Here is a 19,456-nt window from a genome sequence, read left to right as displayed (position 1 = left end):
TACTGCAGGGGGGACCCTGTGGGAGAGTAGGACGCCGCCGAACAATTCTTCAGCTCCGGTCCCTGAACCTTCTGGTTCAGGGACCGGAGCTTTTTTGTTTTCGGTGTGCCTGGCTGCCGGCCAGCGTTTGTTTCCGGACATGGTGGGGCTTCATCGCCGGCCTGGCGGCGGCCGATACGGGGCCCGCGGTACATGGGGACGAACCGGGCAGGTAAAGTCATGGGGCATCGTCGCTACGTTCCCCACAGGAGGCACACGGGTGGAGGTTCAGGAGACGCGGATCCAGACTGATCGCGTCCTCACCATCCCCAACATTCTGAGCATGGCTCGCCTGGTCGGCGTACCCGTGTTCCTGTGGCTGATTCTGTGGCCTGAATTCGGTGGTCCCAAGGCTGACGGCTGGGCACTGCTGGTGCTGGCTCTGAGTGGCGTCAGTGACTACCTGGACGGCAAGCTCGCGCGCCGCTGGAATCAGATCAGCAGCCTGGGGCGCATTCTCGATCCAGCGGCCGACCGGCTGTACATACTGTCTACGCTGGTCGGCCTGACCTGGCGGGAGATCCTGCCGCTGTGGATGACGATCGCGTTGCTGGCCCGAGAGCTGATGCTGCTGATCGCGGTGGGCTGGCTCAGCCGGTACCGGTACGGGCCGCCCCAGGTGAACTTCCTGGGCAAGGCGGCCACGTTCAACTTGATGTATGCGTTCCCCTTGCTGCTTCTCAGTGACGGAAGTGGCTGGCTGCATACGCTCGCTGCTATTTTCGGATGGGCGTTCGCCGGATGGGGTACAACGCTCTACTGGTGGGCAGGAATCCTCTACGTGGTTCAGGTCCGCCGCATCATCAAGGCGGACGCCGCGGCCGACTGAGCTCGCCGAACCGGCAGCCGTGCGATGGCCGGGTGCCCAACGCGAGAGAAGTGGGCCATCTGGGCGGGCGAAGTCGGCTAGATCGTCGTCTCTTCGAGGAGGACGCTTCCGACATGAAGGCCGTTGTGATGGCGGGCGGTGAAGGCACACGCCTTCGGCCCATGACTTCGAGCATGCCCAAGCCGCTGCTTCCGGTGGCAAACAGGCCGATCATGGAGCACGTGCTGCGGCTGTTGAAACGGCATGGCCTCAGCGAGACCGTAGTGACGGTCCAATTCCTGGCCTCGCTGGTGAAAAACTATTTCGGCGACGGTGAAGAGCTCGGCATGGAGCTCACGTACGCCAATGAGGAAAAGCCCCTTGGCACCGCCGGCAGCGTGAAGAACGCTGAGGAGGCGCTCAAGGACGATGCCTTCCTGGTGATCTCGGGCGATGCCCTCACCGACTTCGACCTGACCGACCTGATCCGTTTCCACAAGGAGAAGGGCGCCCTCGTCACCGTCTGTCTGACGCGGGTCCCGAATCCGCTGGAGTTTGGTATCACGATTGTCGACGAGGACGGTCAGGTCGAGCGTTTCCTGGAAAAGCCGACCTGGGGTCAGGTTTTCTCCGACACGGTGAACACGGGTATTTACGTCATGGAGCCGGAGGTCTTCGACTACGTTGAACCGGACGTTCCGGTGGACTGGTCCGGCGATGTCTTCCCGCAGCTCATGAAGGAGGGCAAGCCGATCTACGGCTATGTCGCCGAGGGCTACTGGGAGGATGTCGGTACACACGAGAGTTATGTAAAGGCCCAGGCCGACGTCCTCGAGGGAAAAGTCGATGTCGATATCGACGGCTTCGAGATGTCCCCGGGTGTGTGGGTGGCCGAGGGCGCCGAGGTTCACCCGGACGCCGTATTGCGCGGCCCGCTCTACATCGGCGACTACGCGAAGGTCGAGGCGGGCGTAGAGCTGCGCGAGCACACCGTCGTCGGCTCGAATGTCGTCGTGAAGAGCGGCGCGTTCCTGCACAAGGCGGTGGTGCACGACAACGTGTACATCGGGGAGCAGTGCAACCTCCGCGGCTGCGTGATCGGGAAGAACACCGACGTGATGCGGGCGGCCCGGATCGAGGACGGCGCCGTCATCGGCGATGAGTGCCTCATCGGTGAGGAATCGATTGTTCAGGGGAATGTCCGCGTCTATCCGTTCAAGACGATCGAAGCGGGCGCGTTCGTCAACACCTCGGTGATCTGGGAGTCCCGCGGCCAGGCGCACCTTTTCGGCGCCCGCGGCGTTTCCGGAATTCTGAACGTGGAGATCACGCCCGAGCTGGCGGTGCGGCTCGCGGGCGCGTATGCGACGACCCTGAAGAAAGGTTCCTCGGTCACCACGGCGCGGGACCACTCACGGGGTGCCCGGGCGCTGAAGCGCGCGGTGATCTCGGCGCTGCAGGCGAGCGCCATCGACGTACGCGACCTCGAGAACGTGCCGCTGCCGGTGGCCCGTCAGCAGACCGCCAGGGGCAGCGCCGGCGGCATCATGGTCCGTACGACGCCTGGTGTGCCGGACTCCGTGGACATCATGTTCTTCGACGAGCGGGGCGCGGATCTCTCGCAGGGCGGGCAGCGCAAGCTCGACCGGGTGTACGCGCGCCAGGAGTACCGTCGCGCGTTCCCCGGTGAGATCGGTGATCTGCACTTCCCGTCCAGCGTCTTCGACTCGTACACGGGTTCGCTGCTGCGGTCCGTGGACACGACGGGGATCGCGGAGGCCGGCCTCAAGGTCGTCGTGGACGCTTCGAACGGCAGCGCCGGCCTGGTGCTGCCGAGCCTGCTGGGTCGCCTCGGGGTGGACTCCCTGACGATCAACCCCGGTCTCGACGAGTCGCGGCCTACGGAGACCGAGGACGCGCGGCGGTCCGGCCTCGTACGGCTCGGGGAGATCGTCGCGTCGGCGCGCGCGGCCTTCGGGGTGCGCTTCGACCCGGTGGGCGAGCGGCTGTCCCTCGTTGACGAGCGGGGGCGGATCATCGAGGACGACCGCGCTCTGTTGGTCATGCTGGACCTCGTGGCCGCCGAGCGGCGCAGCGGGCGGGTGGCGCTGCCCGTGACCACCACCCGTATCGCGGAGCAGGTGGCGGCATACCACGGTACGCAGGTGGAGTGGACGACCACCTCGCCCGACGACCTGACCCGGGTCGGCAGGGCGGACGACACGATCTTCGGTGGCGATGGCCGGGGCGGCTTCATCATCCCGGAGTTCGCGAGCGTCTTCGACGGCTCGGCCGCGTTCGTCCGGCTGATCGGCCTGGTGGCCCGTACGCAGCTCACGCTGAGCCAGATCGACGCGCGCATCCCGCGTGCCCACGTCCTCAAGCGCGACCTGGCGACCCCCTGGGCGGTCAAGGGTCTCGTCATGCGGCATGTGGTGGAGGCGGCCGGCGACCGCTCCGTGGACACCACGGACGGCGTGCGGGTCGTGGAGGCCGACGGGCGCTGGGTACTGGTGCTGCCCGACCCGGCCGAGGCGGTCACCCACCTGTGGGCGGAGGGCCCGGACGACGCCTCCGCGCAGCAGCTTCTGGACGAGTGGGCGTCCGTCGTGGACAGCGCGGGCCGCTGACCCGAGTCCCCACCGGCGCGTCCGATTCGGCGCGCCGGTGGGGCCATTGGGTGACCGCGCCGCCGACGTGCGACGATGTGCGGCATGTCGCAGCAGCACCCCGAACGGAGCAGCCCCGGATACGCTCCGCGCCCCGATGCCTCCATGTCGCTGCTGACCAATGTCATGGAGCACAGCCTCGATGACGGGTACGCCGAAGCGGCGGCCCGTAAGGCGGCGACGGCCGGGGGCCTGCCCCGTACGCTGCGGGCCAAGTTGGGCCTCGCGGCCGGGCTGGTCCTCGCCGCGGTGGTCGTCACCGTGGGCGCAGCGCAGGCGCGGATATCAGCACCGACCATGGCGAAGGAGCGCGAGGAGCTCATCGCCCGGATCGACCAGGGCACCGACAAGGCCGACAAGCTGCAGCAGCACGTCGACTCGCTCCGTGAGGACGTCGGCGACATGCAGCGCAGGGCGCTCAAGAAGAGCGACGGCGAACGGGCCGACCTGCTGGCGCTGCTGTCCGGCTCCACGCAGGTCACCGGGCCCGGGGTGAAGCTCGTCGTGGACGATGCCAAGGAGGCGGAGACCGGCAGTGGCGGTCCCCGCGAGAGCACCGGCTTCTCCGATACCGGGCGGGTGCGCGACCGGGACATGCAACGGGTGGTCAACGGCCTGTGGGCGTCCGGGGCCGAGGCCATCTCCGTCAATGGGCAGCGCCTCACGTCCCTCTCGGCGATCAGGGCGGCGGGAGACGCCATACTGGTCGACAACAAACCGCTGGCGCCTCCGTATACGGTGCTGGCGGTGGGGGACGGGCAGCGGCTGAGCACCACGTTCCAGGACAGCGCCGACGGCCAGTACCTGCATGTGCTGCAGCAGAACTACGGCGTCCGCACCAGGATTTCCACCGAGGGTGACCTCACGCTGCCGCCCGCGCCGAGCTTGATCGTACGTACCGCACAGCCGAAGACCGGTGCCGCGCAGCCGGGCGGCACCGACACAGGGAAGGGCACATCGTGATCGCCGTACTGGGCCTCATCGTGGGAGTCGTGGTCGGACTTGTCGTCCGCCCCGTGGTGCCGACGGTGGTCGAGCCCTACCTGCCGATCGCTGTCGTCGCGGCGCTGGACGCCGTGTTCGGCGGTCTGAGGGCGATGCTGGACGGCATTTTCGACGACAAGGTCTTTGTCGTCTCCTTCCTGTCCAATGTGGTTGTCGCCGCACTCATCGTCTTCCTCGGGGACAAGCTGGGCGTGGGTGCCCAACTCTCCACCGGTGTGGTCGTAGTGCTCGGCATCCGCATCTTCTCCAACGCCGCCGCGATTCGCCGGCACGTGTTCAGGGCGTGAGACCAATGGCATCCGACGAGCACGACGAGCACAACGAGCGTGATGAGGCGAAGGGGCGCGAGGACTCGCAGGAGCGCGCCGAGTCGCCCGAGAGCGGCCGGACGGCCGGGCGCGATGAGACCGCGTCTGCTGAGGGCGGTGCGGCGCAGAAACGTCCCGGGGTGCCGGGAAGTGGCGAGCCGTCAGAAGGGCGCGACACTCCGAAGGGTGACGATGTCCCGGAGCGCCGCGAAACGCCCAAGACGCCCGAGACATCCGGTAAGCCCGAGAAGAGTGAGCGCACCGGAACGCCCGAGAAGCCGGTGACGCGCAGGTCGGACGAGGCGGACGCCCCTCAGGGGACGGCCGCGCAGGCCCCGAAGGGGGAGCCCGGCGAAGGCCGTACGCAGCGTCCCGGCCCCGGCCGTCTGCAAGGCCCCCTGCAGGGCCCTGCCCAAGGACGCCCGCCGCGCTCCGTAGAAGGGCAGGGCGGCCCTCAGGGGCGCCCGCAGCACCCGGTACAGGGCCGCCCGCAAGGAGGGCCGCAGGCTCGCCCTCAAGGGGGCGGCCAGGCCGGCCCCCATGGTGCGCACGGTCCCGTACGGGGGCGTCCGCAGGGACCCGTGCAAGGCTCTGGGCAAGGGCCCGGGCAGCGGCGTCCGCAAGCCCCCGGCGGCCGCCCTGGGCCCGCTGGGCGGCTGCCCATGCCGCCCGAGCGGCAGGGGCCCGGCGCGCCTCCCCGGGGGCCGCAGCAAGGCCGTCCTGGTGGCGCGTCGGCAGGGCCTCAGGGCGGCCGTCCCGCAGCCGCAGCGGCATCCGGGGCGGAGCAGCGCGGCCCCGTAGGGCCCGGGCCGGCTCCCGCGTCCGGTCAGCCGTCCGCGGCGCGGCCGGACCCCGAAGGCGCGCCCCAGCTCACCGGCCGGGAGCGGCTGAAAGCCGGTCTGTGGCCGCCGCGGCTGAACCGGGCTCAATTGATTGCCGCGGTACTGCTGTTCATTCTCGGGCTGGGGCTCGCTATTCAGGTACGTTCCACCAGTGACAGCAGTGCGCTGCGCGGAGCGCGCCAGGAGGACCTGGTGCGCATCCTTGACGAGCTCGACGACCGCTCGCAGCGCCTGGAAGACGAGCAACGGCGGTTGGAAGGCCAGAAGACCGAGCTGGAGAACAGCTCGGACCAGGCCGAGGAGGCCCGTAAGCAGACGGTGGAAAAAGAACAGCAGCTCGGGGTGCTGGCCGGTACGGTGGCGGCCGAGGGGCCCGGCATCGCGCTCACGATCGACGACCCGTCGCGCTCCGTCGAGGCGGACAAGCTTCTGGACACGATCCAGGAGCTGCGCGCGGCCGGCGCTGAGGCCATTCAGGTCAACGACGTCCGTGTCGTGGCGAACACCTACGTCTCGGATGTGCGGGGCGGCGTGGAGATCGACGGGAAGCGGGTCGTGCAGCCGTTCCGATTCAAGGTCATCGGCAAGCCCGAGGACCTCGAGCCGGCCCTGAACATCCCCGGCGGAGTGGTTCAGACATTGGAGAAGGAGCAGGCCACGGTGTCTGTGACCCGTCAGGACAAGATCGTCGTGAACGCCTTGCGCAAGGCGGAACGGCCCGACTACGCGCGGTCGTCGTCGCAGTGAGGCGGGAACGTATGGCGAGGCGTGCGACGGGGCATGAGGTAGCCGGGGGTCGACGCACCGCACAAGTGGTGCGTGGTGGAAACTGTGTGAAGGCCGCGGACGTTGAATGGATGTCCGGATCGGCCGGTGTGTGCATCGAGGGTTCGTCCTGCCCCACGGGCGGGTCTGTTTCGTTCAAGGGGAATCGCCCGTGAGTTTTTTTGCGAAGCTGTTCGGCAAGAGTGACCGCAAGGAAGGCGCCAACGCCTCTGCGCGGCACGCCGCGCCACGGCAGTCAGGTGAGCCGGCGTCCAATGAGGAGCGCCCGCTCTTCCGTGACGAGGTGGCCGGCCCGGCCGGTGGTACTTCCGGTGGTCAGCAGCCCGGTTCTGTTGACCCTGCCGCGTCCGGCCCCATAGGTTTCCAGGAACCATCAGCCGCTACGGGTGGAGGGTCCGCCTTGCCGGTTTGTACGAGGTGCGGGCACCGCAATGCCGAGGCGAGCCGGTTCTGCTCCAACTGCGGCGCGCCGCTGCGCGCCGGTGGGCAGGCCGAGCGTCCCTCCGAGACGACCTCGACCATCTCCATTTCGGGTATCGAGGCGTATGACGCGGAGACGACGGGGCAGACCCCGATGCCTTCGCTGTCCCCCGAGGCCCAGGCCGCCGTGGACGCGCTGCCGCTCGGCTCCGCGCTCCTCGTCGTCCGCCGGGGCCCCAATTCCGGCAGCCGCTTCCTGCTGGACGGTGAGCTGACCACGGCCGGCCGCCATCCGCAGAGTGACATCTTCCTGGACGACGTGACGGTCTCCCGCAGCCATGTGGAGTTCCGCCGCGGCCAGGACGGCGGCTTCACCGTCACCGACGTCGGCAGCCTGAACGGCACCTACGTCAACCGCGAGCGGATCGACTCCGTTCCGCTGGCGAACGGCGACGAGGTGCAGATCGGCAAGTTCCGCCTGGTCTTCTACGCGAGCCAGCGGGGCGTCGGCATCTGACCGGCCAGGGAAGGCACATGCACCACACACCGTCCGGCGGTGCCGGTTCCTCCGGCACCGCCGCCGCGGGCGGCGAGCTGGTGAGCATCGGTACGGTGCTCAGTCTGCTGCGCGACGAATTCCCCGAGGTCACGATCTCCAAGATCCGCTTCCTGGAGTCCGAGGGCCTGGTCGAGCCGCAGCGTACGCCGTCCGGGTACCGCAAGTTCAGCACGGAGGACGTCGAGCGGCTGGCGGGCGTGCTGCGGATGCAGCGCGACCACTACCTGCCGCTGAAGGTGATCCGAGAGCACCTGGACGCCGTGGCGCGCGGTGAGGACGTGCAGCTCCCGGCGCCCGCCTCGCCGCCCAAGGAGTTCCTGGACGGTGTACAGGATCCGTCCGGTGAGCATCCGACGGCCGCCCGGATCGGCCGCGACGAGCTGCTGGCCGCCACTGAGGTGGACGAGTCCGAGCTCGCGGACTGGGAGGCGTACGGTCTGCTCGCCCCGGCGTCCGACGGCGGGTACGGCATCGAAGCCGTGGCGGTCGCCAAGCTCGTCGCCGAGCTCGGCCGCTTCGGCCTGGAAGCGCGTCATCTGCGGGCGGTGAAGGCCGCGGCGGAGCGCGAGGCGGGCCTGATCGAGCAGGTCGTGGCGCCGCTGAAGCGGCATCGCAACCCGCAGACCAGGGCCCATGCGGAGGCCACGGCCAGGGAGCTGGCCACGCTCTCCGTACGACTTCATGCGGCCTTGGTCCAGGCCGCCCTCCACGTCCGGCTGCCGTGACCTTGGGTGCGGTCACCCCCGCCGAGGGGGTGCCCGACTACCCAAACCGGCCGGGCACGTCCTAGGGTTGCTGTGTGAACGAGCTCGACGTCGTGGGTGTCCGGGTGGAAATGCCTTCCAACCAACCAATCGTGCTGTTGCGCGAGGTGGGGGGCGACCGCTACTTGCCCATTTGGATCGGGCCCGGCGAGGCGACCGCCATCGCCTTCGCCCAGCAGGGCATGGCCCCTGCCAGGCCGCTGACGCACGACCTGTTCAAGGACGTGCTGGAGGCGGTGGGCCAGGAGCTGTCCCAGGTACGCATCACGGACCTGCGGGAAGGTGTCTTCTACGCCGAGCTGGTCTTCGCCAGTGGCGTGGAGGTCAGCGCCCGCCCGTCCGACGCCATAGCGCTGGCGCTGCGTACGGGTACGCCGATCTACGGGACCGACGGGGTGCTGGACGATGCCGGCATCGCGATCCCGGATGAGCAGGAGGACGAGGTGGAGAAGTTCCGCGAGTTCCTCGATCAGATCTCGCCCGAGGACTTCGGCACCAACAGCCAGTAAGGCCGCAGCGGGCGCCGCGCCGCCAGGGAGCGAGCGGGGCGCACGACAGCACGCCCGGCGCACAACCCACCAGACATTCCCCGCATAAAGTCACGTGAAACCACTCGTAGGGTGATTATCACTCGGCGTGGCGAGCGCGGCGATCGTTGACGCACCCCGAGTGACTGCATACCGTCGATAAGGCAGGTCCCGTCCGGGACGTGAAGGACGGAGGTCGGCGTGGCAATCACCGGCGACGGTACGGCGGCGGGAGGGGCATTGCCGCTTCACACTGGCGCGGCGAATCGTGCCCCGGTAAACCGTGCCCCGGCACAGGCCGCCGGGAAGCCGGCCGGCCCGGGCAGCGACACGGTCGGATACCGAGGGCCGACGGCATGTGCCGCCGCAGGGATCACTTACCGGCAGCTGGACTACTGGGCGCGTACGGGCCTGGTCGAGCCCAGCGTGCGGCCGGCGTACGGCTCGGGCACCCAGCGGCTCTACAGCTTCCGGGACGTCGTCGTCCTGAAGATCGTCAAGCGGCTGCTGGACACCGGCGTCTCGCTGCAGAACATCCGCACGGCCGTGCAGCACCTCGCCTCCCGCGAACTGTCCGATCTGGCCCAGATGACGCTGATGAGCGATGGCGCGACGGTGTACGAGTGCACCTCGCCCGACGAGGTCGTCGATCTGCTCCAGGGGGGTCAGGGCGTCTTCGGCATCGCCGTCGGCGTGGTCTGGCGGGACGTGGAGGCCGGGCTGTCCCAGTTGCACGGAGAGCGTGTGGACACCGGGGAGACCCTCATCGGCCACAATCCCCACGACGAGCTGGCCCGTCGGCGGAACCGCGCGGTCTAGAACGCCCGGGCGGTACGAGGCGGGGTCGGACGCGCAGTACGGAGCCCGTGCAGGAGCACGGTACGACGCGGGGCGCGGAAGCCGGCGTACGGCTCCTGCCGGAGCGGTCCCGGCCCGCCGCGCGGCCGATTGTCAGTGGCGTACGGCACCATCAGTGACGTGAGACGTGCGCCGACGATCCTGCATCTGGACATGGATGCGTTCTTCGCGGCCGCCGAGCAGGCGGCCAAGCCCAGCCTGCGCGGGAAGCCCGTGGTGGTGGGCGGCATCGGCGGGCGCGGCGTCGTCTCCACCGCGTCGTACGAGGCCCGCGTCTTCGGCGTCCGCTCGGCCATGCCCACGGCCCAGGCCCGCCGCCTCTGCCCCAACGCCGCGTACCTCACGCCTCGCTTCCACGTCTACCGCCAGGTGAGCGAAAAGGTCATGGGGCTGCTGCACGAGCTGTCGCCCCTGGTGGAGCCGCTGAGCCTGGACGAGGCGTTCGTGGACCTGGAGGCCGGCGGGGTCGCCGACGACGCCGTATCGGCCCGTGCCGTGGGGGAGCGGCTGCGCCGCGACATCCTGGCGGTCACGGGACTGACCGGCTCGGTGGGTCTCGCGGGCGCCAAGATGCTCGCGAAGATCGCGTCCGAGCAGGCCAAGCCGGACGGCCTGGTGCTGATCGAGCCGGGCACCGAGCGCGAGCTGCTCGGGCCGATGACCGTGCGGACGCTGCCGGGCGTCGGCCCGGCCACGGCCGAGGCGTTGCGCAAGGCCGGGATCCATACGGTCGCGGAGACCGCCGAGGCCGGCGAGGCGGAGCTGGTACGGCTGCTGGGGCGGGCGCACGGCACGGGGCTGTACGCGATGGCGCTCGGCCGGGACGATCGGCCCGTGGTCGCGGAGCGGGACGCCAAGTCGATCTCCGTCGAGGACACCTTCGAGGTGGACCTCACCGACCGTACGAGGGTGCGCGCCGAGGTGATGCGGCTGGCGGACCGGTGCGTGCAGCGGCTGCGCGCGGCCGGACGCTCGGGCCGTACGGTCGTGCTGAAGGTGCGCAACTATGACTTCTCGACGCTGACCCGGTCCGAGACGCAGCGGGGGCCGACGGACGACCCCGCGGTGGTGCGGGAGGCGGCGGGGCGGCTGCTGGACCTGATCGACACGACGGGTGGGGTGCGGCTGCTGGGCGTGGGGGTGACCGGCCTCGCCGACTTCACGCAGGAGGACCTCTTCGCGCAGGTGGCGACGGAGCGGGCGGCCGAGGAGGCCAGACTCGTCGAGGAGGCCAGAGCGGCGGACGGGGCGACAGGAGACAGTGGGACAGAAGAGGCTGAGGAGGCCGCTGAGCGGCCCAGGAAGTGGCTGCCGGGCCTGGATGTGGTCCATGCCGAGTACGGCCCCGGATGGGCCCAGGGAAGCGGCCTGGGGCGGGTCACCGTGCGGTTCGAGCAGCCCTGGTCCGCGCCGGGACGGGTGCGGACGTTCCTGGTGGACGACCCGGCGCTGACGCCGGGGGAGGCGCTGCCTCTGGTGGGCGGCGGTCCGGACGTTTTGCCGGTGGCCGGTGAGACGGTGGCCGATGAGAGCGCACACCCGCCCATAGCCGAGGAACCGCGCCGGCCGATGGCCGCGGATCCGCCCCCGCCGACAGCCTCAGCTGCGACAGCCGCGGAGCCGTCTCCGCCTGCCGCTCAGTCCTCCGGCGAGCCCGCTATCCGGCCGAAGTCCCGGTCGGCGGCCGGGCGGCCGACCGTGTCCTCCCCGGCGAGCTCCGCGTCCGTGGCGGAGATATCCAGCCGGTAGTGGTGGTAGAGCTGCAGTTCCTGCTCGGGCGAAAGGTGGCGGCCCACTCCGAAGTCCGGCGCGTCCTTGATCAGCTTCCGCTCGTACGGCACGTGCAGCGCGTCGTCGACCAGCCGGCTCGGCTCCAGCGGCACGAACGCGTCCCGGCTGAAAAGCCCCGTTCGGACCGCCGCCCACTCCGGCTCGCCGGTGGCGTCGTCCAGGTACACCTCGTCGACGGTGCCGATCTTGGTGCCGTGCCGGTCGAACGCCTTGCGGCCGATCAGACTGCGGGGATCGATATCGGTCTGCACTGTTCCTCCTACCTGCCGGAACTGCCCTGTGCACCCTACGAAACGGCACATTTCCCACCCTGGCCACTCGAGGGATGCCGAGCAGTCACGCTGGTAGGCTGGTCAGCGATCGATGACCCCGTGCGGGAGAGCTCTCCGACCCCCGGGCCGGAGGCGCCGAAGGAGCAACTCCTCCCCGGAATCTCTCAGGCACACGTACCGCGCGGACGAGATCACTCTGGAAAGCAGGGCGGGCCACGGACCAGCGCAGTGCCGGAGCCCCTCCTCACCGACGGTGAAAACCGGACGCTGCGTGCGTTCCGGTGAAGCTCTCAGGTTGAGATGACAGAGGGGGAGGCCGTCCGGGCACCAGCGCCGTGGTGCCCCTCGTAGGTCCCAGAGACCAGGAGGCCCCCGCAGATGACCACCAACCGCATCTCGTTGACCGAGCTGGAGCGCGGCACCCCCTTCGAGCAGCGCCACATCGGCCCCGACCAGGCGGCCCAGGCGAAGATGCTCGCGCACATCGGCTTCGGCTCGCTGGATGAGCTGACCGCGGCCGCCGTCCCCGACGTGATCAAGAGCGCCGAGGCGCTGGACCTGCCCCAGGGCCGTACCGAAGCGGAGGTCCTGGACGAGCTGCGGGGCCTCGCGGACCGCAACCGCGTGCTCTCCTCCATGATCGGCCTGGGGTACTACGGCACGTTCACGCCGCCGGTCATCCTGCGCAACGTCATGGAGAACCCGGCCTGGTACACCGCGTACACCCCGTACCAGCCGGAGATCTCGCAGGGCCGCCTGGAGGCCCTGCTGAACTTCCAGACCATGGTCGCCGACCTCACCGGGCTGCCCACCTCGGGCGCCTCGCTGCTGGACGAGGGCACCGCGGCCGCCGAGGCCATGGCGCTCGCCCGCCGCGTCGGCAAGGTCAAGAAGGGCGTCTTCCTCGTCGACGCCGACTGTCTGCCGCAGACCGTCGCCGTCATAGAGACCCGCGCCGAGCCCACGGGCGTCGAGGTCGTCGTCGCCGACCTGAGCGACGGCATCCCCGCGGAGATCGCCGAGCGCGGCGTCTTCGGTGTGCTGCTGCAGTACCCCGGCGCCTCCGGCGCGGTCCGCGACCCCCGCGCCCTCATCGAACAGGCTCACGAACTTGGCGCGATCGTGACCGTCGCCGCCGACCTCCTGGCCCTGACCCTGCTCACTTCGCCCGGCGAGCTCGGCGCGGACATCGCGGTCGGCACGACGCAGCGCTTCGGTGTGCCGATGGGCTTCGGCGGCCCGCACGCCGGCTTCATGGCCGTCCGCGAGAAGTTCGCCCGCAGCCTCCCCGGCCGCCTGGTCGGCGTCTCCGTCGACGCCGACGGCAACAAGGCGTACCGCCTGGCGCTGCAGACCCGTGAGCAGCACATCCGCCGCGAGAAGGCCACCAGCAACATCTGCACCGCGCAGGTCCTCCTCGCCGTCATGGCCGGCATGTACGCCGTCTACCACGGCCCCGAGGGCCTGGCCGGCATCGCCCGCCGTACGCACCGCTACGCCACCGTCCTCGCCGAGGGCCTCCGCGCCGGCGGCATCGAGGTGCTGCACGGCACGTACTTCGACACGCTCACCGCTCGGGTCCCCGGCCGCGCCGCCGAGATCGTCGCCGCCGCCCGCGAGGCCGGCGTCAACCTCCGCCACGTCGACGCCGACCTGGTCGGCATCGCCTGCGACGAGACCACCGGGCGCGCCCAGCTCACCGCCGTCCTCGGCGCCTTCGGCGTCCAGGGCGACATCGAGCAGCTCGACGCGGCCGCCGGCGACGCGCTGCCCGAGTCCCTGCTGCGCAGCGACGACTACCTCGCCCATCCGGTCTTCCACCAGTACCGCTCCGAGACCGCGATGCTGCGCTACCTGCGTACGCTCGCCGACCGGGACTACGCGCTGGACCGCGGCATGATCCCGCTCGGCTCCTGCACGATGAAGCTGAACGCGACCACCGAGATGGAGCCGGTGACCTGGCCGCAGTTCGGCGCGCTGCACCCCTTCGCGCCGGTCGACCAGGCGCAGGGGTACCTCACCCTCATCCAGGAGCTGGAGGAGCGCCTCGCCCTCGTCACCGGCTACGACAAGGTCTCCTTGCAGCCCAACGCCGGTTCGCAGGGCGAGCTCGCGGGCCTGCTGGCGGTCCGCGCGTACCACCGCGCCAATGGCGACGAGCAGCGCACCGTCTGCCTCATCCCGTCCTCCGCGCACGGCACCAACGCCGCCAGCGCCGTGATGGCCGGCATGAAGGTCGTCGTCGTCAAGACCGGCGAGGACGGCGAGGTCGACGCCGACGACCTGCACGCCAAGATCGAGCAGTACCGTGACGAGCTGGCCGTCCTGATGGTGACCTACCCGTCCACGCACGGCGTGTTCGAGGAGCACATCACCCAGATCTGCGCGGCCGTGCACGACGCGGGCGGCCAGGTCTACGTCGACGGCGCCAACCTCAACGCGCTGGTCGGAGTCGCCGAGCCGGGCAAGTTCGGCGGCGACGTCTCGCACCTGAACCTGCACAAGACCTTCTGCATCCCGCACGGCGGCGGCGGTCCGGGCGTCGGCCCGGTGGGCGTGCGCGCGCACCTCGCGCCGTACCTCCCCAACCACCCGCTGCAGCCCACCGCGGGCCCCGAGACCGGCGTCGGCCCGATCTCCGCCGCGCCCTGGGGCTCGGCCGGCATCCTGCCGATCTCCTGGGCGTACGTCCGCCTCATGGGAGGCGAGGGCCTCAAGCGCGCCACCCAGGTCGCGGTGCTCTCCGCGAACTACATCGCCAAGCGCCTGGAGCCGCACTACCCGGTGCTCTACACCGGCCCCGGCGGCCTCGTCGCGCACGAATGCATCATCGACGTACGGCCGCTGACCAAGGCCACCGGCGTCAGCATCGACGACGTCGCCAAGCGCCTGATCGACTACGGCTTCCACGCGCCGACGATGTCCTTCCCCGTGGCCGGCACGCTCATGATCGAGCCGACCGAGAGCGAGGACCTCGCCGAACTGGACCGTTTCTGCGACGCGATGATCGCCATCCGCGCGGAGATCGAGAAGGTCGGCACGGGGGAGTGGGACAAGGAGGACAACCCGCTGCGCAACGCCCCGCACACCGCCGCCTCCCTCACCGGCGAGTGGACCCACCCGTACACCCGTGAGGAAGCCGTGCACCCGGCCGGCGTGGACGCCGCGGCCAAGTACTGGCCGCCGGTGCGCCGCATCGACGGCGCCTTCGGCGACCGCAATCTCGTCTGCTCCTGCCCGCCGCTGGAGGACTACGACGGCTGACGGCGGCCGGCGCGCTTCCTGAGCTGACGGCGCTGCTTCCTGAAGCGTCCCCGGCACGTCAAAGGGCCCTCGGCGATCTCCGCCGGGGGCCCTGCTCGCACTTCCCGCTCACCGCGTCAGGCTGCGGTGACGACCTGCCCGGTGCCCATCGGCCGGTGCGGGTCGATGACCTGCCCGTCCGGCAGGAGCTCACCGGTGTCCTCGAAGAGGAGGACGCCGTTGCACAACAGGCTCCAGCCCTGCTCCGGGTGGTGCGCCACGAGATGGGCGGCCTCCCGGTCGGCGGACTCTGCTGACGGACACGGTGGCTGGTGCTGGCACATGGATGCTGTCTTTCGCTGCGGTGTGGTGGTGGACGTCTTCCTGCGGCTCGATGAAGTGTTCATGGCCGCCCCCCGTTCGGTAGTTCGCTCCCAGTGTTGCCCTACGGACGTGATTCCGCAGGGATTTCGCAGCAGCGGTACTTACTGGATAAAGACGCATCACCCGTGCGGGCGGTTGCCGCTTCTCGTAGCGCACCTCTGGGTGGTCTCGACTGGTCATTGTGGGCTAGTCACCCGGCGGAACGGTGCGTTCGGGGGAGCGCCGGGGGAGTCCTGCTCTCGGCTTGCGCGGACAGCAGTGCGCCCCGCGGCGAGGAGATCCGCGGGGCGCACTCCGGCAAATGGGAACCCATCCGGCACACGGCGCTTCGAGGGACGCCGCGTCCCGGGACCCTACGCCGGCGAGCCCAGAAGGGACGCGGGCGTGAGGCGGAGCGTGAGACGGGACAGAAGCTCGGCGACACGGTGCGGCCGGTGGGCGGCGATGCCGGGAGGAGCCGGGGCGAGTGGGACCAGCAGGTCCCCCGCCGCCGGGCAGCCTTCGGCACCGTCCGCCGTGATGTCCTCGTGCAGCCACAGCGTGAGCATGTACAGCTCCGGCACGGACAGCAGCCGTGGCTGGTACGCGGTGGGCACGGATTCGGCCTGGTGCAGGGCTCGTTCGATCGCGGACACGTACGGACCCTCGCCGAAGTGCGAGAACGCCCAGCCGTCCGGCGTGAGCATGGCGTCCGCCGTGGCCAGCGCGTGCTCGCCGCCGCGGATGAGGAATCGCCAGCCGGTCAGGCGGGTACGCGGGGTGCCGCGACGGGAGACGTCATCGAGTACATGGACGGGCAGGGGGCGTTCGGGACGCAGGGGCCCCTGGTGGACACGGAGGGCGGGAGTCGGGGCCTCACGTACGGCGGTAGGAGAACCGAGGGCGGTGAGGACGCTGCGCAGGGCGGGAGCAGGAGCAGGGGGTACATGCAGCGGCATGGTGGGTCGCCTCTCACTTGGGAGACACGGTGGTGCTGGGCAAGTGCGGACGGCGCTGTCAGCAGGCGGGAGCAGAGCGTGGCCGACCGGGGCCATGGCCCGGCGGGGGTGTCAGCCGCTGTGCCTCAGCCTCGGAAATGCCCCGCTAGCTGGGCGCCAACTCTCTGCCTCGTCCACGAAGTTTATACGACAGGTGTTCAGTGCTTGTTTCGACTACCGCTGACGGAGATTTTTGGCAAGTCGTATTACGGCCCGTTCTCCACGGTGTTTTCGATGCAATTATGCACCCCGCCGGTCTGCGGACCTCGGATTACCCCGGCGACGCGGTCGGCCTGATGTCATCGTGCTTTGGAACAGGGCCAATGCGCGGGGCCCGAGCCCCCTCGGTATGCCCTCGGAATGTGCCATTCGGCTCGCGCTCCCCAGCCTATCGGGGGCACCCGGCCCCCCGAGGCGTTATCGAACCGATTGCCGGGCATCATCGACCGCACGGGCCCGCGGCCGCGGGCCGGCCACGTCAGGAGGGACGCTTCGATGGGGGAGAAGGTCACGGCCGGTGGAATTGCCCACGACGACCGGCAGCGTTATCGAAGAAGGCTGGGCGAGTGCCTGGAGAGTTTGGCGAGGCTACTGGACGAGAAGCGCTTCGATCGTCCGAAGAACCTCATGGGCCTAGAGATAGAATTGAATCTTGCCAGCGCCGACGGCATGCCCAGGATGATGAACTCCGAGGTGCTGGAACGCATCGCCAGCAGGGATTTCCAGACCGAGCTCGCCCAGTTCAATCTTGAAGTCAATATCCTGCCGCACCGCCTCTCCGGGCGCGTGCTGGACCAGCTCGCCGAAGAACTGCGCACCGGCCTCGCCTATGCCGACCGCAAGGCCCGCGAGGTCGCAGCCCGTATCGTGATGATCGGCATTCTGCCCACGCTGACCCCCGAGGACCTGGTGTCGTCGAACCTCTCCGAGGCCGACCGCTACATGCTCCTCAACAACGAGATGCGAGCCGCACGCGGCGAGGACTTCGAGATCGACATCGAAGGGGTGGAGCGGCTCACCGCCACCTCACCCTCCATCGCCCCCGAAGCCGCCTGCACCTCCGTACAACTGCACCTCCAGGTCACCCCGAATCGCTTCCCCGCCGTCTGGAACGCCGCCCAGGCACTCACCGCCGTCCAGATCGCCATCGGCGCCAACTCACCCTTCCTCTTCGGCCGCGAACTGTGGCGCGAGTCCCGGCCCCCCGTCTTCCAGCAGTCCACCGACACCCGCCCGCCCGAACTCCAGAGCCAGGGCGTCCGCCCGCGCACCTGGTTCGGCGAACGCTGGATCGAATCGGCCCACGACCTTTTCGAGGAGAACGTCCGCTACTTCCCCCCGCTGCTCCCCATGTGCGGCGAGGAGGACCCGCTCGCCGTACTGGAGAAGGGCGGCGTACCGGAACTCTCCGAACTCGTCCTGCACAACGGCACGGTCTACCGCTGGAACCGCCCCGTGTACGCCGTCACCGAAGGCGTCCCCCACCTCCGCGTCGAAAACCGCGTGCTGCCGGCCGGCCCCACCGTCACCGACGTCATAGCCAACGCCGCCTTCTACTACGGCCTCGTACGGGCCCTGGCCGATGAACCCCGGCCCATCTGGACCCGGCTGCCGTTCGCCGCCGCCGCCGAGAACTTCGACACCGCCTGCCGCTACGGCATCGACGCCGCCCTCCAGTGGCCACGCCCCGGCCGCTCCGGTGGCATCGCCCAGATCCCCGCCGTACGCCTCGTCCTCCAGGAGCTGCTGCCCATGGCCGCCGCCGGACTGGACGGATGGGGCGTGGCGCCGGCCGACCGGGACCACTACCTCGGCGTCATCGAGGCCCGCTGCCGGCGCCGCGTCAACGGCGCCTCCTGGCAGGCCGCCGCCTACCACCGCGCCCTGCAGGGCGGCCTGGAGCGCGAGGAGGCGCTGGCCGCGATGACCCGGCGGTACAGCGAACTGATGCATGAGGGACGGCCGGTGCATGAGTGGCCGTTGGAGGGGGTTGTGTAGTCATTGGGCCGTGTAGTCATTGGGGCCTGCCTGAGGTGAAGCTCCAGGTGAGGGCCGTAAGGGAGTGAGATGGGGGCGTACGGGGTCGGCCGTGCGCCCTCACTTCTGGCCGTCCTGGGCGCGGCCCCCGTGCTGACGGTCTCCGGCCCTTCGGGCAAGCTGTGATCTCCTCCACGCGGATGGCGCTCGTCCTCGGCTTGTCGCGCGCGCTCTTCGTACCTGCTGTTCGAGACCCTGGCGGGACAGTGGAGGCGTACCGGCGCGATCGCGGAACTGGAGGCAGGCGTGCAGTCCGAAGTGCACCCCGTAGCTGAATCTCTCCCCGACGAGGGCCCGCCCGGCGGCCTCGCACGCAGCACCCTGAGAAGCGAGACGCTGATCGTCCTCGCGCTCTCCGTCGGCGCCAGCGCGGTATCCGCCCTCATCAGCTTCACGGGGTCCCTCACCAAGCCCGGCGGCCTGAAGGACCAGGCGGCGAACCTCAACAGCTCGCAGGCGCCCGGCCGACCTTGGCTGGATCTCGCCTGGCAGCTCTTCGGGATCGCCACCGCGCTAGTACCCGTACTACTCGTCGCCCATCTGCTGCTCAGGGAGCGCGCGGGCGGTCTGCGCGCCCTCGGGTTCGACCGCCGGCGCCCCGGCTTCGACCTCGGATGGGGACTCGTCGTCGCGGCCGGCATCGGAGGCAGCGGGCTGCTGCTCTACCTGGGGGCCAGGGCGGCCGGCGCCAACCTCACCGTCGTACCGGAATCGCTTCCCGAGGTGTGGTGGAAGTTCCCGGTACTGATCGCCTCCGCGCTGCAGAACGCCGTACTGGAAGAAGTAATCGTCCTCGGCTATCTGCTGCGCCGCCTCGGCCAGTTGGGCTGGTCACCGATGGCCGCGCTCGTGGCGAGCTCGGTCCTCCGCGGCTCGTACCACCTGTACCAGGGCATCGGCGGCTTCGTCGGCAACATGGTGATGGGCGCACTCTTCGTACTTATCTACCGCCGCTGTGGACGAATCGCCCCACTCGTCGCCGCCCATGCCATCATCGACATCATCGCGTTCGCCGGCTACGCCCTCCTGGCGGGGAGAGTGGGGTGGCTGCCTACGGGGTGAGGCGAGGGGAGGTGGGGTGGGGGAGGGGGAGCCCCCCCGGGCCGCCCGCCAAGAAAAAATCCCCCGCCCCTGTCTCTTATACACATCTGACGCTGCCGACGAATA

Annotated in this window: 16 protein-coding genes and 1 riboswitch; of the genes, 13 read left to right on the top strand and 3 right to left on the bottom strand. The window is 69.8% G+C overall.

Going from position 1 to position 19,456, the window contains the following annotated elements:
* Nucleotides 1-259: 259 nt before the first annotated feature.
* The 10 genes from clsA (at nt 260) to IG84_RS0136525 (ending at nt 11,334) form a co-directional block, all read left to right on the top strand.
* Nucleotides 260-868 carry a cardiolipin synthase ClsA gene (gene clsA / locus IG84_RS0136575; RefSeq protein WP_031067546.1) on the top strand — a complete coding sequence of 203 codons (609 nt, stop codon included), beginning with the start codon at nt 260-262 and terminating at the stop codon, nt 866-868.
* 113 nt (nt 869-981) lie between these two features.
* Nucleotides 982-3,477, top strand: a complete 2,496-nt coding sequence (locus IG84_RS0136570; protein WP_031067544.1) for a mannose-1-phosphate guanyltransferase — start codon at nt 982-984, stop codon at nt 3,475-3,477.
* An 84-nt stretch (nt 3,478-3,561) separates the two neighbouring features.
* Nucleotides 3,562-4,479, top strand: a complete 918-nt coding sequence (locus tag IG84_RS0136565; protein WP_037801398.1) for a DUF881 domain-containing protein — start codon at nt 3,562-3,564, stop codon at nt 4,477-4,479.
* A complete protein-coding gene (locus tag IG84_RS0136560; RefSeq protein WP_003984969.1) occupies nt 4,476-4,808 on the top strand; it encodes a small basic family protein in 333 nt (110 codons plus the stop codon). Before IG84_RS0136565 ends, IG84_RS0136560 begins: the two co-directional genes overlap by 4 nt.
* Nucleotides 4,809-5,491: 683 nt before the next feature.
* Nucleotides 5,492-6,418 carry a DUF881 domain-containing protein gene (locus tag IG84_RS0136550; RefSeq protein WP_078649909.1) on the top strand — a complete coding sequence of 309 codons (927 nt, stop codon included), beginning with the start codon at nt 5,492-5,494 and terminating at the stop codon, nt 6,416-6,418.
* A 439-nt stretch (nt 6,419-6,857) separates the two neighbouring features.
* Nucleotides 6,858-7,394: a double zinc ribbon and FHA domain-containing protein gene (locus tag IG84_RS42730; protein ID WP_030263908.1), complete on the top strand. Its 537-nt coding sequence runs from the start codon at nt 6,858-6,860 to the stop codon at nt 7,392-7,394.
* Nucleotides 7,395-7,411: 17 nt separating this feature from the next.
* Entirely contained in the window at nt 7,412-8,161 is a 750-nt protein-coding gene (gene ftsR / locus IG84_RS0136540; RefSeq protein ID WP_031067531.1) for a transcriptional regulator FtsR, read from the top strand.
* A 74-nt stretch (nt 8,162-8,235) separates the two neighbouring features.
* Nucleotides 8,236-8,709 carry a bifunctional nuclease family protein gene (locus IG84_RS0136535; RefSeq protein WP_030263902.1) on the top strand — a complete coding sequence of 158 codons (474 nt, stop codon included), beginning with the start codon at nt 8,236-8,238 and terminating at the stop codon, nt 8,707-8,709.
* A 219-nt stretch (nt 8,710-8,928) separates the two neighbouring features.
* Nucleotides 8,929-9,546, top strand: coding sequence for a MerR family transcriptional regulator (locus IG84_RS0136530; protein ID WP_031067527.1), 618 nt, complete (start codon nt 8,929-8,931; stop codon nt 9,544-9,546).
* Nucleotides 9,547-9,705: 159 nt separating this feature from the next.
* A complete protein-coding gene (locus IG84_RS0136525; RefSeq protein ID WP_063761933.1) occupies nt 9,706-11,334 on the top strand; it encodes a DNA polymerase IV in 1,629 nt (542 codons plus the stop codon).
* Here IG84_RS0136525 and IG84_RS0136520 read toward each other — a convergent pair.
* Nucleotides 11,223-11,678, bottom strand: coding sequence for a PRC-barrel domain-containing protein (locus IG84_RS0136520; protein WP_078649904.1), 456 nt, complete (start codon nt 11,676-11,678; stop codon nt 11,223-11,225). The genes IG84_RS0136525 and IG84_RS0136520 overlap by 112 nt on opposite strands.
* A 62-nt stretch (nt 11,679-11,740) precedes the next feature.
* A riboswitch (glycine riboswitch) is annotated at nt 11,741-11,838 on the top strand.
* A 188-nt stretch (nt 11,839-12,026) separates the two neighbouring features.
* Here IG84_RS0136520 and gcvP point away from each other — a divergent pair.
* Nucleotides 12,027-14,912 (top strand): aminomethyl-transferring glycine dehydrogenase, encoded by a 2,886-nt coding sequence (gene gcvP, locus IG84_RS0136515; protein ID WP_031067520.1) that lies wholly within the window; start codon nt 12,027-12,029, stop codon nt 14,910-14,912.
* 116 nt (nt 14,913-15,028) lie between these two features.
* On the opposite strand, the gene IG84_RS0136510 is transcribed toward gcvP, so the two are convergent.
* Nucleotides 15,029-15,235: a DUF5999 family protein gene (locus IG84_RS0136510; RefSeq protein ID WP_030263889.1), complete on the bottom strand. Its 207-nt coding sequence runs from the start codon at nt 15,233-15,235 to the stop codon at nt 15,029-15,031.
* 393 nt (nt 15,236-15,628) lie between these two features.
* Nucleotides 15,629-16,213 carry a hypothetical protein gene (locus IG84_RS0136505; RefSeq protein WP_031067517.1) on the bottom strand — a complete coding sequence of 195 codons (585 nt, stop codon included), beginning with the start codon at nt 16,211-16,213 and terminating at the stop codon, nt 15,629-15,631.
* A gap of 534 nt (nt 16,214-16,747) precedes the next feature.
* Here IG84_RS0136505 and IG84_RS0136500 point away from each other — a divergent pair.
* Both IG84_RS0136500 and IG84_RS0136490 read left to right on the top strand, forming a co-directional pair.
* Nucleotides 16,748-18,250, top strand: coding sequence for a glutamate-cysteine ligase family protein (locus IG84_RS0136500; RefSeq protein ID WP_031067515.1), 1,503 nt, complete (start codon nt 16,748-16,750; stop codon nt 18,248-18,250).
* Nucleotides 18,251-18,535: 285 nt separating this feature from the next.
* A complete protein-coding gene (locus tag IG84_RS0136490) occupies nt 18,536-19,351 on the top strand; it encodes a CPBP family intramembrane glutamic endopeptidase (protein WP_031067512.1) in 816 nt (271 codons plus the stop codon).
* Nucleotides 19,352-19,456: the final 105 nt, after the last annotated feature.

It is taken from the genome of Streptomyces ochraceiscleroticus (genome assembly GCF_000720485.1).
GTDB lineage: Bacteria > Actinomycetota > Actinomycetes > Streptomycetales > Streptomycetaceae > Streptomyces > Streptomyces ochraceiscleroticus.
This window is presented reverse-complemented; position numbering and strand designations above follow the sequence as displayed.

Bases quoted from the DNA above. Each gene is read 5' to 3' on its own strand.
- IG84_RS0136570 (WP_031067544.1), top strand. From the start codon at position 982: ATGAAGGCCGTTGTGATGGCGGGCGGTGAAGGCACACGCCTTCGGCCC.
- IG84_RS0136565 (WP_037801398.1), top strand. From the start codon at position 3,562: ATGTCGCAGCAGCACCCCGAACGGAGCAGCCCCGGATACGCTCCGCGC.
- IG84_RS0136550 (WP_078649909.1), top strand. From the start codon at position 5,492: ATGCCGCCCGAGCGGCAGGGGCCCGGCGCGCCTCCCCGGGGGCCGCAG.
- ftsR (WP_031067531.1), top strand. From the start codon at position 7,412: ATGCACCACACACCGTCCGGCGGTGCCGGTTCCTCCGGCACCGCCGCC.
- IG84_RS0136520 (WP_078649904.1), bottom strand. From the start codon at position 11,678: ATGTGCCGTTTCGTAGGGTGCACAGGGCAGTTCCGGCAGGTAGGAGGA.
- gcvP (WP_031067520.1), top strand. From the start codon at position 12,027: ATGACCACCAACCGCATCTCGTTGACCGAGCTGGAGCGCGGCACCCCC.
- IG84_RS0136510 (WP_030263889.1), bottom strand. From the start codon at position 15,235: ATGTGCCAGCACCAGCCACCGTGTCCGTCAGCAGAGTCCGCCGACCGG.
- IG84_RS0136505 (WP_031067517.1), bottom strand. From the start codon at position 16,213: ATGCCGCTGCATGTACCCCCTGCTCCTGCTCCCGCCCTGCGCAGCGTC.
- IG84_RS0136500 (WP_031067515.1), top strand. From the start codon at position 16,748: ATGGGGGAGAAGGTCACGGCCGGTGGAATTGCCCACGACGACCGGCAG.